This is a genomic window from Lysinibacillus sp. CNPSo 3705 (assembly GCF_028674935.1).
In the GTDB taxonomy this organism is placed as follows: Bacteria; Bacillota; Bacilli; order Bacillales_A; family Planococcaceae; genus Lysinibacillus.
The window spans coordinates 15581-32125 of record NZ_JAQZSD010000027.1 but is presented as its reverse complement, the minus strand read 5'-3'; the positions used below and the strand labels follow the sequence as shown (position 1 = coordinate 32125).

Here is a 16545-nt window from a genome sequence, read left to right as displayed (position 1 = left end):
AGGAAAAGACGCTGGCATGACAAGTTTATTGCGCTATCAATTTATCAATTATGTAAGGACCTATAAATATGTTCCACCCTTTTCAATTTTTATTTTATGTCTTGTTGTCAACTATACCTTTACCCCAAATCCAATATTGAACAGTTATTCGTTTACAGCTATTATTCTCTTTTTTCTAATGGGCTGGTTTACAGTAACACTATTTCACGCAGAAGATGAAGGACAAAAAGTAATAACTACACTTCACGCCAAAAGTCGCACACAATATAATTTAGGAAATTTTGTAATTTGCGTACTTATTGGTGTATTTTTAAGCTGTGTATCAGTGGTCTACCCTACGCTAATTGGCGCCTTTGGTGAAAAACCAAGATTTATACATCAATTTCTAGGATTCCTCGCTCATTTTAGTTTATCTGTACTAGCTAGCGCACTTTCAGCTATTTTTACGAGAGAACTAGTTAAAAACAAGCAAAATACTTGGTGGGGTGTACTTGCCATTTTAATTGTATCTGTCGTTATCGCTACTTTAAAAGAGACAATTCTACAAATCAAGGGACTCATTTGGCTACTTCCACCTGTCCGTCTTTCATTGGAAATGATGAGTTCAAAAGACTCTATACCGTCAATACCGACCATTTTTTATTGGCAATTTGCTTGGATTTTCATCTATTCGGCCATCGTAATCATATTGTTCTTCCTCCTTTCGAATCGAAAAAGGAGATAAAGTAAAATATTAATTTGTGGGAGCCTTCTACATAAAGTCGAAGTTTAAAGAAGCGATAAACAATACTAGTTCGATAATTTTTCGCAAATAGGAGAAATTCAAACTAGATTGGATGGGGTTACATCCTATCGATGCTGAACTTAGTACCTCAAGTAAGGGAGATCAAGCGAAATGGCGTATCGACGGCAATAAGTGAGGCAAACAAAATGCACGAGGCTATGAGGGATAAGCAGAAATATTAGCTTCCCTCATATTTGCATGTTCAACTCTTTGATTGATCTAAATATGAAGAACCACCCTTTATGGATAATGAGAATTTAGTAGCGACAATCTAACAATCACCGTACGATTTTCGGACATGCTAAGAACGTATTACTTTCACAGTTGCGTGATCCAACTTTGAAACATTTATTCATAGGAGGAAGTGAAGCTATTGATTGATTACATGACTTTTGACGTGATATGGATGGATGACATTATTGCACATGTTGAATTAAAACCGGCTAATGGTGGCACACCATATGTCATTAATTATATTGAGGATTTTAACAAGCAATTTTCACCAACGATGAACGGGCTTATAACCTTAGAAGAATTGGAACGTTAGCTAAAGTGGCGAACCTTCCCCCGTACTCGAGTCAACGCAAGAGAGTTACTAGCTTCACTAGATATGCAAGCCTATAATCGCTGGGGCATCGTACGGAAAACACATGGTGTCATGGCAGATGATGAAATTTGGACTCGGTTTAAAGGCGAAATCCTCACACATCGGGATGTATGCTTACGCAAGGATCTATACTATCCTGAGGAACCAAACTTTATAGAATTTCAATAAGTTACTAAAATGACAAATCTCTTTAACATTTTTTAAGTAAACCCCTAAACAATTAAACGAGCTCTCAGACGTAGTGGTGATTCACATTTCTCGATTCGCCTGAGAGCTCTTTGAGCGAAAATTTTTAGCGATAGAACAAACGATTTTAATAGAAAAGTATATCCATCGCGGAAATCAATTAGTGTCATTCATCAAGCTGTTCCTTTAATTTATTTATCTCATCTAATGTTAATTCAGTAAATTCGGCAATGCTTTCTAGATCCATGTTTTTCTGTAACATTTTTAAGGCAATTTCTTGCTGCTTCTTTTTCTCTCCTTGCTCTATCCCCTTAGCTACCCCTTCTTTCTCCGCAAAATATTTTGCATCTTCTAGCTTCGCTTCCTCATCTAATATATATTTTAAACGAGATTCATAGGCATAATATTCTTCTGGAGATTGACTTAATTCTTGCCAAATAGTTAAAGCATCTTTTATTCTTTTGTCATTCATAGCAAGTTCCTCCAATGCCAAATAAAATTCTTTATAGACTTTTTTCTTTCTTACATCAACCGCCCCTAGTAACAATAACCAGCTCGCAAGTTCATTTTCTAATGGGTTTAATTTATTAGTAAACCATTGCCTAATAAATTTATTCATTTCTATAAAGTGGATTTCTAAAACATCATCAATTCTAAATTTTCCATCATCTTCATATAGATGAAATGAAGTATGATAAGCATCCGTTTGCTTAAACAAACTAAAATTACAAATATTAATAGTAATTGTTGGTCTTAATTTATGATAACCAAAACCTTTTTTAAGCTCTGAAGTGTAAATTTTTGACCAATAATATAGTGTTCGCTTAATCATATCATGTTGATTGCTTAATTGAATCTCAATATTTATCGCTATATTCTCCTGTGTTTTCACTAGAATATCTAAGCGTGATTGCTTATCCTCTTGATGTTCACCACTTAATTCTTGGCTCATAAAGGAGACTTCCTTAATAGCATTACGGCCTGTACGGTTTAAAATTGCATTTAAAAGGAAAATCGTTAGATCTTTATTTTTTTCAATTCCGAATAATTGCTTAAAGGCGTAATCGACTTTGAGATCTACAAATTTTTCAAGTGGAATTCTACGCAATGTCTTTTCACTCATACCCATCACTCCAAATGATTTACCTTAATTATATCATTTGAAAGTAAAGTTAAAAGTCAATAATACTTTTATCACTCTTTTAGCTATATAAATATAGTTAATATTATTCGGCGCAACATTGTAAGGCAAAAATATTTCTATCAAATTTCCGCTAATAAATCCAAAACATCCTCTTCAGAAAAAACAACAATATTATTTCTTCTTAACAATGCAGTAGTTACGCCTGCGCCAACTAATTTTGTACCATCGAAATCCCCATTGTAAATCATTGCACTGCCACATGAAGGACTATACTCTTTTAATACGACCATAGTCGCACCTAGTTCGAGTGTTTTCTGTAAAGTTGCATACGCGCCCTTTATATAAAGCTCCGTTACATCACGGCCAGACTTTTCCACCACTATCGCTTTCCCATCCAAAACATCTTCACCATCTCCGCCGACTATCTCCGCTGGCTCACGAGGGGTCGAAAAACCTCCCATAAGTTCAGGGCATACAGTTACGGCCTTATTTTCTAATACAAGTTTTTGAATTCTTTCATCTAAACTATCTGTTCCGTTATATCGAACCTTTAATCCTGCTAAGCAAGCACTTATTAAAATCATATATGCACCTCATTTTTTAGTCATGTCGTATATGTAAAACTTTAGCTCATTAAAAGAGTTTGTCAACCGCTCTTACAATGACTAAGTTTCTTCATTGACCCTACTCTTTTCTCTTTTCGTCATATCAATATTTTAAAACAGTTTTTTATGAAGAGGTCCATTTCACTTGTTTGTGCTACTATTTTAGTATCTATATTTCTTGTATGAACTCATTCTATCTTTTAACAAGGAGGTACGAGGCTTGGTTGAATTTACAATTTGTTTTCTTAAGAAGGGTGACCAAATATTATTACTAAATAGAGATTTTTCAGAATGGATGGGGGCTTGGAACGGTGTAGGTGGAAAAATTGAAAGAAATGAAACACCACTGGCTGGTGCATTACGAGAAATTAAGGAAGAAACGGGCATTGCACTGCGAGATATTACATATAAAGGAAAAATAACGTGGACTGATGGAACGACCGACTATGGATGTATGTATGCTTTTATTGCTGAATTGCCAGAATCCTATCATTATGTCACACCGATTAAAGTTGCAGAAGGCATTTTAGATTGAAAAGATCTAGCATGGATTTTCCATCCTAAAAATGTAGGAATAGCAGATTTAACCTATTACTTACCGAAAATGTTGGATGAAACAACCAACTATGAATATATATTTACATATAAAGATAATACATTGATTGACGTTACTACTACCCCATTAGTACGAACATTTAGATGACACAAAAACTCGTAAACGCGGCAGAGGCGTTTACGAGGCATTAATATTTTCTTGCCTGTGCAAATCTCATTTTGCACAGCGACACTTACATACTACATCCACGGAACAACAGAAACCGAATTGGCTAGCATCTATCATTTTTGAACTATAGTAAAAAACGTACAGGTTCCTCTAAATAGTCTGCCACACTGCGCATAAATGCATTTACTGGCTCGCCATCAATAACACGATGATCAAATGTGCAAGACAGTGTCATTGTATGACCAATTTGTATTGTATCTTCTACTACGATTGGCTCTTTCACAATTTTATGAGTGCCCAGGATTGCTACTTCAGGATAGTTCGTAATTGGCGTCGCAAATGTTGCCCCGTCCTTTCCTGTACTAGAAATTGTAAAAGTACTACCTGTTAAATCTTCTACCGTTGCTTTTTTAGAAAGAACCTTTGTCAATAAGCTATCTAGCTCTTCTGCAATTTCAAAAATACTTTTTTTATTTGCATGCTTGATCACTGGCACAAGTAGACCATCTGAAGCTGCAACTGCAACACCAATATGAATATAAGGGAAAATCACCAGTGCTTTTTGATCTTCATCTACCTTGGCGTTAAACTGCTCATGTTCCTGTAAAGCTGTCGCAACTGCCTTGATAAAAAAAGGCAAGTAAGTTATTTTTTTGTCCTTCATTTCCGGCAGCTGTTGAATACTTTTCCTAAAAGCCACTAATTTCGTTACATTTATTTTTTCCATTCCTGTGCATAATACTGCTTTAGAAACGGCTTTTTGCATATTTTCAAAGATTGCTTTGCGCAAGCCGCGAATAGGGATGATTTTATTTTCAATCACTTCATTTTCAATACGTTTTGACTTATTATGCACTAGTGCTATCGTAGACGATGATTGTTTAGCATATCTATTTAAATCACCTCGCAACACCCGTCCGTTTGGTCCACTGCCCTGTACTTCTTCAATATTAATGCCCATGGTGCGCGCTGCTTTTCTAACTGAAGGCGCTGCCATCACCCTTCCTAATACTGAAAATTCAATCTTCTCTTTCGGCAAAGCCTCCTCTTTTTTCTCTCCAAGTGGCTGAGTTCGCTGGGGTGGTGACGAATCTGAGGTTTTACTAAATTGACAAAGCAGACTACCTACCGTAATGGTATTCCCCTCCTCGCCGCCAAGCTTCTCAATCACCCCTGTAATTGGCGCTGTAATTTCTACAACAGCTTTATCAGTTTGAACCTCTACTAACGGCTCATTAATTTCTACTTTTTGCCCTTGCTTTACAAACCAGCCAACAATTTCTGCTTCATGTAAACCTTCCCCTATATCAGGGAGTAAAAAATCATACATTACTATCCCTCCCTATTCTTTCATGACATTTTGTACTGCACTTACAACGCGCGCTACGGTTGGCATCCATTCTGCCTCAATGCTCGATACTGGGAAAGGTGTATCATAGCCTGTGACACGTAAAATCGGTGCATGCATAGCATACATACAGTTTTCTGCAATAATGGCTGCGATCTCCGCCCCTACACCGCCTGTTTTTGCCGCTTCATGAACAACGACTAGTCTGCCTGTTTTATCTACCGACTGAATGATCGTTTCATAGTCAATCGGTGCAATTGTGCGTAAATCAATGATTTCCACAGACACACCCTGCTCTTGTAATTGCGCTACTGCCTGTTTAACCGTTACGACACACGGACCATATGTAACGATAGTCACATGCTCCCCTTCTTGAACAATTGCCGCCTTACCAATAGGCAATTCATAGTATTCTTCTTGTACTTCCTCTTTTATCGTTCGATATAGCTTCAATGGCTCTAAGAACAATACTGGGTCTGGATCTTTAATCGCCGCTGCGAGTAACCCTTTAGCATCGGAAGGCGTACTTGGCATAACTACTTTTAAACCTGGTGAGTGTAAAAACAATGCTTCTAAACTATCTGAATGTAATTCAGGTGCATGAATGCCTCCTCCGTACGGTGCTCTAACAACTAGCGGCACGGTAACTGTACTTTCCGTTCGAGAACGAAGGCGTGCAGCCTGCCCTACCATTTGATCCATCGCCTCATAAATAAACCCTAAAAACTGTATTTCTGCTATAGGTTTAAGTCCTCTAGTAGCTAAACCTACTGCAGCTCCGATAATTGCAGACTCAGCAATCGGTGTATCAACTACACGCTTTTCTCCAAAACGATCTAAGAGCCCGTCCGTCACACGGAAAACCCCACCATTCTTTCCGATATCCTCACCGAGACAGAGGATTGTTTCATCATTTTCCATTGCTTGAATTAAGCATGTATTGATTGCCTGTACGATTGTCATCTCCATTATTACACCCCTCCTCTTTGTTGCATTTGTCTTACTAAGTTTTGAGGCATTGTTTCATACGTTGCTCTTAGTACTTTTGGGATGGTTGTCTTTTCGATTGTAAGTGCCTTTTCATAGGCTTTTAAAACGATTTCTTCACATTCTTTTAACAGCTCCTCCTCTTGCCTCTCATCCCATAGCCCAGTAGAAACAATAAATTTTTTCATTCTTTCTATAGGGTCATTTGTCAGCCATTGCTCAACTTCAGCTTGGTCTCTATATTTCGTTGGATCGTCTGCAGTTGTATGAGGTCCTTGGCGAAATGTAACAGCTTCAATCAGCACAGGCTCTCCATTTTTAGCTTTTTCTATAGCAAGCTTCGTTGCCTCATAAACTGCTAATACGTCATTGCCGTCTACTCTAATTCCTGTAATCCCATAAGCCAAAGCCTTTTGTGCGATTGTTTGGCTAGCGGTTTGTTTATGAATTGGATTACTAATTGCCCATTGATTGTTTTGAATAAAGAAAACCACTGGTAATTTATATACACCTGCAAAATTTAATGCTTCATGGAAATCGCCCTCAGAGGTACCTCCATCACCCATATAAGCAACCGAAACACTATCTTCCCCTTTATATTTACTAGCCCATGCCCCACCTACCGCATGTAAAAATTGCGCTCCAATAACGATTTGAATAGGAAAAATTGATAAATCAGTTAAATGCTGCCCAGCCATCTTACCCATTGTGTAACAAAAGAACTTATCGATAGGCATCCCGTGAACAAATGAAGCCGCAATATCTCGGTAACTAGGATAAATCCAATCATTCGAAGTCAATGCGTAAGCGCTTCCAACCTGTGCTGCTTCTTGCCCTCTAATTGGTGGATATGTTTTTATTTTACCTTGGCGCTGAAATTTCAATGCAATCCCATCAAAGATTCTTCCTTGTACCATATGTTTGTACATTTCGATACATTGCTCATCTGTGGCAGTTCTTTTAAAGAAAGATTCCGAAAGCGAACAATCTTCCTCCAAAACTGACGCGGTGTCAATTTTTAAACATGACTGAGTTAACCACATTTCAATTTCTCCCTCTAAACATGACTGGTTTAACCACATTTCAATTCCTCCCTTTATAACGTTATTTCTATTATAAATAAGAAACCGAAGCCGCGTCATTAGCTAATTTTGTTTTTATTTAGCTTTTTTTCACTTTAAGCAGAATTATTTAAACAAACCGAAAGTGTACATTGTTGTCATATCACGTGCAATTTCCTCAATCGGAATGTCTGTTTTGTCCAAAATAATTTTCCATAAATACCGCTCTCCAATGTAATACAATGAACCCGCAATAACCTCCGCATGATAATTTTCATTACGAATAATCCCCAGCTGCCGAACAATTTCTACGTTGGTAGACACCCTTTTAATAAATTGATCCGTGATTGATTCCCATTTCTCCTCAATTAACGGGGACATCCCCTTTGCCTCATGAATCAATCTAAATATTTCCTTGTTTTCAACTGCCAAGGATAAGTAATTATATGTATTTTTATACGTAAATTTAAAAGCCTCTTGCTTATTTTTAGGCGTATAATTTAGTTCTACAATTTTATAGAATGGGCCCATGACATCCTCAACTAAAGTTGCCAAAACTTCCTCTTTTCCTAAGTTAAAATGAGAATAAATCGTCCCGTAACCTAGTCCTGCTTCCTTGGCAATTAACTTGATCGTCGTTTCCTTATATCCATTTGCTAAAAAAACGTTTTTTGCCGCTACTAATATTTGTGCTCTTGTTCGCTCACGCTTATCCACCAAATATAACCCTCCAAATTTTGTCAATTTCTTTTATAGTCCACTTTTACGTTTAAGAGGCTTAAATCAGACCGATCAGGTAATCGTGGATGAAATACTGTACTTCGATATATGCGTACAATTCGTTGCTGTTCTTATTATACTATTCACTCATTGCTGTATAGAATCGAAGCATGCCATCTATAAGTAAAAATACAAGCCAGAAATCCCCGATCGAATTTCTGGCTTTTCTAGTTTAAGAACTAGATTGAGTTTTGATGGACAATACATTGTCTACAGTGGCCTGTCGTTTAACAGTAATCCATCTTCCACATAACATAATAATCAATGCAAAAAATACAATGACTCCTGCAAAGACAAGCGCTGCTTTATAGCTACTAAAAACTGCTACAAGCTGTCCCGCGATGATCGGTCCGATAATTTGTCCAAAAGCATAAAATGTTGTTAATAATGATACGACTGGACCACTTTGCGTCGGGAATAGCTGACGTGCATAAGAGGTCGTTAACGTCACAATGCCTACAAATGTTAAGCCGAATAAAAATGACGATAATAATACACTCCATACTGTTTGTGAGAATACTGGTAACAATATACCTAATACTTGCAATACATAGGCCACAACTAAAATTTTGATGGCAGAGAATTTTTCTAATAAAACAGTCCAAACAGGTGCTGACGGGATAGCCGCTACCCCAACAATGACCCAGCTATACGAAGAGTATGCTTGTAGTGAAGGAATATTGTGAATGATATCCACTAAAAATGTACCCGTGATAATATAGCCTAATCCTTCAAAGCCATAGGCGACGATCAACCAGGGCATAAAGCCCTTTGTCATTTTTGCATCAGCGGATTTTACGGTTTTCACACTATCTTGTACATGCAAATCTCTCCAAAGTATAAATGTTGTCACTAAAAAAACTGCAGATAAAACCCCTAAACCGATCCATGTACCTTGCCAAGCAAAACGTGCTTCAATAGCAGGGACTAATAAACCTGAAATAGCAATTCCTAATCCGATACCACCAAATAAATAGCCTGACCATCGTGTAAGTAAATGCTTTGCTAAATAATCCATAACGATACTACATGTTAATACAAAAATAAGCCCCCCTGTAATGCCTGCAAGCAGACGAAGCACAAGCCAAATACTATATATTTCGATGATTCCCATAAGAACAACAGAAAGGACATTCAAGACAACACTTAACAATAAAAAATTCTTCTTTTGGCGATTGATAAACCCTGCCCACAAAGCGCCAATGAAATAGCCAATATAATTACTCGATGCTAAAAATCCTGCAACCTCAAACGAAAACCCGACATCCTGACGCATAAATGGCAAAATTGGTGTGAATGCAAACCGGCTAATCCCCATAGCCACTACAAGTAATAGCACCCCACCAAATAAAATTCCGATGTGCTGTCGATTCATCATGTCCCCCACCCCCTAAAACTTTTTGTAATTAAAAGGATACAGAGTGAAAATTAATAAATCTAATATATAATTTATATAAAAGGATAAAAATTTTTTATAAGAGGTGGGATACATAATGAATTTACATGCTCTTAGATTATTCACAAAAGTAGCTGAGCTCAAAAGTGTTTCTAAAGCAGCGCAAGCTCTAATGATTAGTCAACCTGCCGTTACTATTCAAATTAGAAATTTGGAAAAAGAACTAGGCTTAACGCTGTTAGAATCAAAAGGTCGAGGAATTACCTTAACACAAAATGGGGAGTTTTTATTTAAACAGGCTCAGCGACTATTTGATTTAGAATTGGATATTGAAAACAAACTAGAGCAATTAAAAAACACAGGTAATGAAGAATTACAAATTGCTTCTACCCATGTCCCATCCCATTTTTTATTACCAAAATGGCTCGCAAAGTATAAACAAGCCTATCCGACAACGCATATCCACATAAAAACGGCTAACTCCCAGCAGGTTATTGAAGAATTGCTTCACTATAAGGTTGATATGGCTTTTATCGTAAAAGAAGATGGTCATCATCCAGATATTAATTATCAATTTCTCATGAATCTTGATTATTGGTTTATCGTCCCATTTGGTCATCCGCTGGCAGAACAGAAAGTGACATTAGCGGAATTAATGCAGCAACCATTTGTTTCACGAGAAGATGGTAGCTCTACGAAAGAATATTTAAATGCCTTATGTAAAGTTCATAAAATTCCACCACCAAAAGTAGGGCTTCGATTGGACGGGATCAATGAATCCATTTATGCCATTGCAGCTGGGTATGGGACGATGCTCGCTCCATCCATAGCGGCTTCTAGCTTTATTCAACGCCAGCAAGTAGCGCGAGTTTTTATAAAAGACATCGATATTCAACGTCCTATTTATCTTTGCACAAGAAAAAATGAACAAAATACCTCTTCGACCTTTAATACTTTTAGTAACATCATTAATGATTCAATTTCATAACAATTACTTTTCAAAAGTTTGAACTACACAAAATTTGTGCAATAACGAATTGATGTGTAGTTTTTTATATTTGAAATTTGTCATCTACTCTATTCCATTATCCCATCACCTACAGCTATATTAGCCATCGTATTAAATAAAATATTACTTAGTGTGAAATAGCTTTTAAACGCAATGCACAATACTCCCGTTAGGAGGTTGTGCATTTTCTTATCTGAAAAATTTTCTGAAATTTCTGTCCCATCCTCTTTCGTTTTGTTATACTAGAGTAAAAAAGTAGGGATTAACATGATATACGACGTGATTATAATTGGTGCAGGGTCGATGGGGATGGCTGCAGGCTATAATTTAGCGAAAGCAGGCAAAAATGTCTTGATGCTTGATGCCTTTAATCCACCTCACGATGAAGGTAGTCATCATGGTGAGACAAGAATTATTCGCTTTGCATATGGTGAAGGAGCTAGCTATGTACCTTTCGTCAAAAGGGCAGGTGAATTATGGAGAGAGCTTGAAGCGTTAACAGGTGAAGCATTATTTTTACAAACAGGTGTAATAAATGTCGGTGAAGAGACCCATCCTTTTATTCAAAATGTGAAAACAAGTGCTAGGCTCTATGATTTAGCATTAGAGCAGTATTCTGCAGCTGAGGCAATGGTGAAATGGCCTGGATTATCCTTACCCGAAAACTTCGTTGTTTGCTTTGAGCCTACTGCTGGTGTCCTTCGTGTAGAAGCCTGCATTAACGCTTATAAAAAATTAGCTATTGAGGCAGGAGCAACATTACATACAAATGAAAAAGTGCAGAACATCAAAGCTGGAGAAATTGTCCTTGTACAAACAGCACATAATATATACGAGGCTAAACATTTAATTGTGACAGCTGGTGCTTGGGCAACTGAGTTACTACAAACAATGGACACCGCCATCCCTGTAACACCGACGCGTAAAACATTTGCATGGTTTGAGGCAGATGAGCAGCTTTATCGTGATGATATCTTCCCGGCCTATTGTTTTGAATTTGCTGATTCTATGTACTATGGTTTTCCTAGTATTGATGGTACAGGCTTAAAGCTTGGCAGACATGATGGCGGTGAGGTTATCAGTCCAAATGATCCGCTACGCCCATTCGACGAACAGGATACAATAGACTTACAAAACTTTATCAATCGTTTTATGCCTCAGCACGATGCATTGAAATTCGGAAAAACATGCAAATATTCTATGACTCCAGATGAAGATTTCATAATTGATTTTTTACCTGAGCATCGAAATATTGTCATTGCAGCGGGCTTCTCAGGACATGGTTTTAAATTTAGTAGTGCTGTTGGTGAAGTACTAGCGGATTTAACGCTTAACGGAAAAAGTAAGCAGGATTTATCACGCTTTAAGCTTAGTCGATTTAATACAAACTGATGGTCTTACTTCTGTGTTAGATTACTAGTTAAAGTTGTTAATTTTGTTATAAAAATAGATCATCACCAAAACGTGTGGTTGATTTCCGTTTCGACTTGGGAGCACCTGGGGGCGTCCAGTCTTTACTCCAATCTTTACATAGTAGGAGTTTTAACAAAAGTCATCCACAATTTTGGTGATAAACCATAAAAATAAAAGAGCTTTGCTACAATTTAGTGTGCAGTAAAGCTCTTTAAAGTTGTTTAATTTTTATGCTTTTAATGGCATTTTGCATTCAAAAATCTTCAATAAAGTTGTTTAATTCTTATTGGACTAAAGTCTCCATTGGCATTAACTAGCTAGAGTAAAAGTATCTTCAACAAAAGTTCCCGATTATTGAAAACTAATTAGACTCCAACTATTTTTGATATTTCCCCCGTGTATCCAGATAAAATTCTTCTTCATTATATTAGCTCTGTGTGGTCGACGGTTATGTAAGTATTGCTATAAAGAAGCATATTAATATTTTTTATATTCCACAATTTCCTAAATTCATTAATAGGAACTTTTCGATTATAGCAATTGTTATTATCATTACAATTCACCAGATGCCTTAATGATTCTGAAAGGTAGAAATACTCCTTGTCATATCCTACGACAGGGACAAAATGCAAATTATTACGATCCTTATGTACTTTAACAAAAACAATTACGGGAGTTCCTTTACTAACCTCGTACTTTAATGTATTTATATTTCCTTTATAATAGTTTGTTTTAAATCCCTTTTTTCTTAACACTGTAAGGATTCCCTTTGGATATACATTACCTGACCTCATTTTACTAGGGAAATTAATATATAACTCTTCACCATCAGCCTCCATTCCAAAATGACGCAACACATATGCTGTTGAAAATGCTGCACATTCCCTTTTGCCTTGTATATCTATCCTATTATTTCGTTTAATTAGATAATTAGCCGGATAATCTCTTTTTCGTAAAACAGGTATGGGTAATGTCATTAAATATGCATTAATGATAGTTGATATAATAATCCATAAAATAGCTGTTCTAACTATAAACATACTACTTCCTCCATTGCTTTGCGTCCATGTCGCAAAAATTTTCTAAGTCCTTCTCTCACTAACATGCTCCGTTAGCCATCCATGACAAGCAAAATTCAGCTCTTCACCACAAAAAACGGAAGATTATGAAGTTCTTTTCCAAGTAAAATGACATTGTCTCTTTTTAGTTCTTTGCTTTCTTTATTTACTGCGGATATTCTTCTTTTTAAAGAATCAATCAACTTGTCCCTGAACTCTCGCTAATCTTCTGTTTTTTCGTGATAACCTTTAGCTTTTGATTTTGCGTTTTTTCGCTTCATCAATTGGCTTTATATGCTCTTCTTAAGATAGGAGGGTTTATAGGGCAACAAGGAGAGTTAACTCCTTTAAAATGTCTAAAACAGCCTGTTTCTTCATTTTCTTTGTTTTTCGTGCCGACCTCGCACGCTCTATCCTATATCCTCTTCTAACGATAAAAATATATATTCTGAAATTTCTGCTCTTAACTTATCATATTTTACCTATTTTTCCCATACATATGACAAAAAAAAGATAGTAGTGGTAATCTACCTTTACTATCTTTACTTCTAATATTTATATGTCTTTATCATAAAGGTGTCTGCTTTGTACACTTATCATTTCATTATCTTTTTTACGAAATAGACGAAGACATCCAACAAAATACCGTATAATAACCCAAGCCCAATGCGCACGATATAGTGAAAGAACATAAAATCATTAGCAACTATATACTCTCGTACTTGGTCGTTATGAAGCAACCACGTATAGACAAAATCAACTGTGAAAAGCGACATTAAAAGTTCCTTATCATCTTGACCTATCCAATGTAAGATGCAAAGACCAATCATAATGATAACAATCCACGTAGTGAAATTATTAAATGGCGCTGGAGCATAGCGTCTTCCTGCTAAAATCATCGTAATTGGAAATACAATAATAGCAAGTATACCAAGTACTCCTAATTGATACAGATCAAATAGATTGATGCCAATTACCGCCACTATAAACCCCACAATACATACCATCATAATTTTGACATGCAAAGAACGTAAAAATGTCATTTAATTCCCTCCCGAAGCATAACTCAATCAAGTATGCTTTTTTCGAATCCTTCAAATTTGCCTACGCAACCAAAATAACATCATTAGTGTAATTTTACACTAATGATGTTATAATTTAATCCGTATTCGTTATCCATGCTGATTGTTTTAAATAAGTTATGCCTGCTAAGTATTTTTGGTTGGGCAGTAGTCATCATCGTTAGTTATTTCCCCCTCTTGCATCCTTCGAGTTTATTAAACATTAACCCTTTAACTTTTGATTTTTTAAGTTATGTAGTAGTATTTTTCATCATATACGCATTACTTAATATTAAAAATTGGTATACCCACGATTCCCAGAGAGAGTAGTGTGATCTACTCTCTCCTTTATCATTAAAGTTAGTTGATACTTACCCCAATACGCTAGAACTTTATGTCTATCACCAATATGCTAAAGAACGTTTTTTCATTGCTTCTCGGTATTGCTCTGTGGAAATTGGCAATGCTGTATTTGTTTGATAATCCATAATGACACCATATTTACGAACAACGTCCATTTGATTAATTTCACCTTTGTTATACATCTGCTCAACTTCTATTGGATCTGTTTCCAGCCATCTATGGCGATTTTTTCGAATATAATCGCGTTCTTTTACTGTTGCAGTCATATCAATTTCGAAGGCATCTATATCACGGTCAATTTTATGGATGACTACACCATAATCAAGTTTTGCGCGCTCAAGCGAAACATATTCATCTATCACGTCCTCTAAAACAGCGTTTACATCTCGTGTTAATGGGTCACCTAAACCACCGCCTCCTGCTGAGGGACGTGTAAAGGAATCTCCATTCTTTAACTCGACATTGGAGAAAATCGTGCCTAAAAATTCTTCATCATCTTTGTTTGGATTTAAAATGGCCCCCTGCGCGATAGAAGGTAGGCCGCCCATAATCCCCCATGTAATGGAGCGAGAGCGATCACAACAATAAGACATCACGGTTTGGTTTACATCCGTTAAAACGCCTCCCTTTTCTACACCACAGCCACCACGGTGTTTACCTGGACCAGCTGAATCTATGATTATTTCATGCTTCGTTGTAACAACCGGAGATAAACGCTCTTGCCCCTCGCATGGTTGAACACTCAAACCTACCCCGAAAACTGGCGAGGTAGTATTTGCACCATCACGGTCAATACGTCCACCATGGCCACCAGCCATCCAGTCATACCACATAAAATATTCACTGCTATCTCTCCGCTGATCATACCCACCTATTAATAAATACTCTAAATTAAATGAACATGCGATAGCGCGTTCGGGCATAATATTCGACCATAATTCGAAGCAGGCATTCATAATTTTTTCAAACGCGCCTGAACAATAGCCAGAAACAGCTACTGGGCTAGGTGCGTTAACGACTGAGTTTTCGGGTAGAAATATTTTCACAACACGATAAAATCCTGAATTCAGTGGAATCTCTGGGAAAAATGTTTTGGTCCCTGCATAAGTACCAGAGAGTGCTGAGCCAAAGCCTGCATTTAAAAAACAGCTAATATAAGGATGTGAATCGCTTAAATCATAAGCTATTTCATTCTCCGTAATGGTCATTTTCACACGAATTGGAATGAGACCATCTCCTACTTGCGGATCCATATCAATATAGTCCACCGTTTCCCATTGTCCTTGTGGTAAAGCTTTAATTTTCGCTCGCATTAATCGCTCTACATAATTTTGAACTTCTTCAAATGCTACTAGCACCGTGTGAATGCCATACTTTTCAATCATTTCTTGGAGCTGCTTCTCTCCAACTTTTGCCGCTTCCACTTGAGACCTTAAATCTCCTAAACGTTCTTCGGGAATGCGCATATTCATGACAATAATCTTCACAACATCTGTTAAATATTGACCTTTACTATAAATACGGACAGGTGGGATACGTAGCCCTTCCCCGTAATGTTCCTTTGCTGTAATATCAAAGGAACCTGGGTTAGAACCACCAACATCTGCCCAGTGTCCATTTGTTTGCATAAGTGCAATCAGTTTATCATCATGGAACACTGGTAAAATTACACGCACATCACTGAAATGTGTTCCACCACGATAAGGATCATTTACTAAAAATACATCACCTGGATGAATATCATCAGCGAAATCCTCTAAAACAGCTTTTGCAGTTAAATGTAATGTCCCTACATGCACGGAAATATCTTGCGTTCCCTGCATAACGGTATTCCCCTGTGCATCGCATAATGCACAACTAAAGTCTCGATTATAAATGACAAACGAGTAACATGTACGTAACATTTGTTCAGCCATTTGATCGACTAAATTCACAAAGCCGTTTTTTAACACTTCAAATGTTACTGGGTCTAGATTTTGGACCTTATGATACGCCACCATTTTCGTTGTACTCATAGCC

At 36.9% G+C, this 16545-nt stretch carries 15 protein-coding genes; 5 read left to right on the top strand and 10 right to left on the bottom strand.

From position 1 onward, the window contains the following. The first annotated feature begins 16 nt into the window (after nucleotides 1-16). Both PVA17_RS13055 and PVA17_RS13050 read left to right on the top strand, forming a co-directional pair. Nucleotides 17-724, top strand: a complete 708-nt coding sequence (locus PVA17_RS13055; RefSeq protein WP_274067923.1) for an ABC transporter permease — start codon at nucleotides 17-19, stop codon at nucleotides 722-724. A gap of 433 nt (nucleotides 725-1157) precedes the next feature. Then, on the top strand, nucleotides 1158-1331 hold the full coding sequence (locus PVA17_RS13050; protein ID WP_274067922.1) for a hypothetical protein: 174 nt from the start codon (nucleotides 1158-1160) through the stop codon (nucleotides 1329-1331). A gap of 412 nt (nucleotides 1332-1743) precedes the next feature. Here the strand turns inward: PVA17_RS13050 and PVA17_RS13045 are convergent, their stop codons facing one another. Further along, nucleotides 1744-2700, bottom strand: a complete 957-nt coding sequence (locus tag PVA17_RS13045) for an Rpn family recombination-promoting nuclease/putative transposase (RefSeq protein WP_274067921.1) — start codon at nucleotides 2698-2700, stop codon at nucleotides 1744-1746. Between the two features lie 140 nt (nucleotides 2701-2840). After that, nucleotides 2841-3305, bottom strand: a complete 465-nt coding sequence (locus PVA17_RS13040) for a 2-thiouracil desulfurase family protein (RefSeq protein WP_274067920.1) — start codon at nucleotides 3303-3305, stop codon at nucleotides 2841-2843. 241 nt (nucleotides 3306-3546) lie between these two features. Between PVA17_RS13040 and PVA17_RS13035 the strand changes: the two genes are divergently transcribed. Next, nucleotides 3547-3861 carry an NUDIX hydrolase gene (locus PVA17_RS13035; RefSeq protein ID WP_369128050.1) on the top strand — a complete coding sequence of 105 codons (315 nt, stop codon included), beginning with the start codon at nucleotides 3547-3549 and terminating at the stop codon, nucleotides 3859-3861. A 313-nt stretch (nucleotides 3862-4174) separates the two neighbouring features. Here PVA17_RS13035 and PVA17_RS13030 read toward each other — a convergent pair whose 3' ends face one another. The 5 genes from PVA17_RS13030 to PVA17_RS13010 all read right to left on the bottom strand — a co-directional run bounded on the left by PVA17_RS13030 (nucleotide 4175) and on the right by PVA17_RS13010 (nucleotide 9601). Beyond that, a complete protein-coding gene (locus PVA17_RS13030; protein ID WP_274067919.1) occupies nucleotides 4175-5380 on the bottom strand; it encodes a dihydrolipoamide acetyltransferase family protein in 1206 nt (401 codons plus the stop codon). Nucleotides 5381-5392: 12 nt separating this feature from the next. After that, a complete protein-coding gene (locus PVA17_RS13025; RefSeq protein ID WP_274067946.1) occupies nucleotides 5393-6370 on the bottom strand; it encodes an alpha-ketoacid dehydrogenase subunit beta in 978 nt (325 codons plus the stop codon). After that, a complete protein-coding gene (gene pdhA / locus PVA17_RS13020) occupies nucleotides 6370-7467 on the bottom strand; it encodes a pyruvate dehydrogenase (acetyl-transferring) E1 component subunit alpha (RefSeq protein ID WP_274067918.1) in 1098 nt (365 codons plus the stop codon). Before pdhA ends, PVA17_RS13025 begins: the two co-directional genes overlap by 1 nt. Nucleotides 7468-7572: 105 nt before the next feature. Continuing rightward, entirely contained in the window at nucleotides 7573-8163 is a 591-nt protein-coding gene (locus tag PVA17_RS13015; RefSeq protein ID WP_274067945.1) for a TetR/AcrR family transcriptional regulator, read from the bottom strand. A 235-nt stretch (nucleotides 8164-8398) separates the two neighbouring features. Beyond that, nucleotides 8399-9601: a YbfB/YjiJ family MFS transporter gene (locus PVA17_RS13010; protein ID WP_337993613.1), complete on the bottom strand. Its 1203-nt coding sequence runs from the start codon at nucleotides 9599-9601 to the stop codon at nucleotides 8399-8401. 118 nt (nucleotides 9602-9719) lie between these two features. Here PVA17_RS13010 and PVA17_RS13005 point away from each other — a divergent pair, with 118 nt between their 5' ends. Further along, nucleotides 9720-10610, top strand: a complete 891-nt coding sequence (locus tag PVA17_RS13005) for a LysR family transcriptional regulator (protein ID WP_274067916.1) — start codon at nucleotides 9720-9722, stop codon at nucleotides 10608-10610. A gap of 288 nt (nucleotides 10611-10898) precedes the next feature. Then, a complete protein-coding gene (gene solA, locus PVA17_RS13000; protein WP_274067915.1) occupies nucleotides 10899-12023 on the top strand; it encodes an N-methyl-L-tryptophan oxidase in 1125 nt (374 codons plus the stop codon). 443 nt (nucleotides 12024-12466) lie between these two features. On the opposite strand, the gene PVA17_RS12995 is transcribed toward solA, so the two are convergent. The 3 genes from PVA17_RS12995 to PVA17_RS12985 form a co-directional block, all read right to left on the bottom strand. Then, on the bottom strand, nucleotides 12467-13084 hold the full coding sequence (locus tag PVA17_RS12995) for a cysteine peptidase family C39 domain-containing protein (protein ID WP_274067914.1): 618 nt from the start codon (nucleotides 13082-13084) through the stop codon (nucleotides 12467-12469). Between the two features lie 614 nt (nucleotides 13085-13698). After that, a complete protein-coding gene (locus PVA17_RS12990; RefSeq protein WP_274067913.1) occupies nucleotides 13699-14145 on the bottom strand; it encodes a hypothetical protein in 447 nt (148 codons plus the stop codon). Between the two features lie 419 nt (nucleotides 14146-14564). Next, the gene (locus PVA17_RS12985) at nucleotides 14565-16541 is read right to left on the bottom strand and encodes a hydantoinase B/oxoprolinase family protein (RefSeq protein ID WP_274067912.1); all 1977 of its coding nucleotides are present in this window, start codon (nucleotides 16539-16541) and stop codon (nucleotides 14565-14567) included. Between the last annotated feature and the right edge of the window lie 4 nt (nucleotides 16542-16545).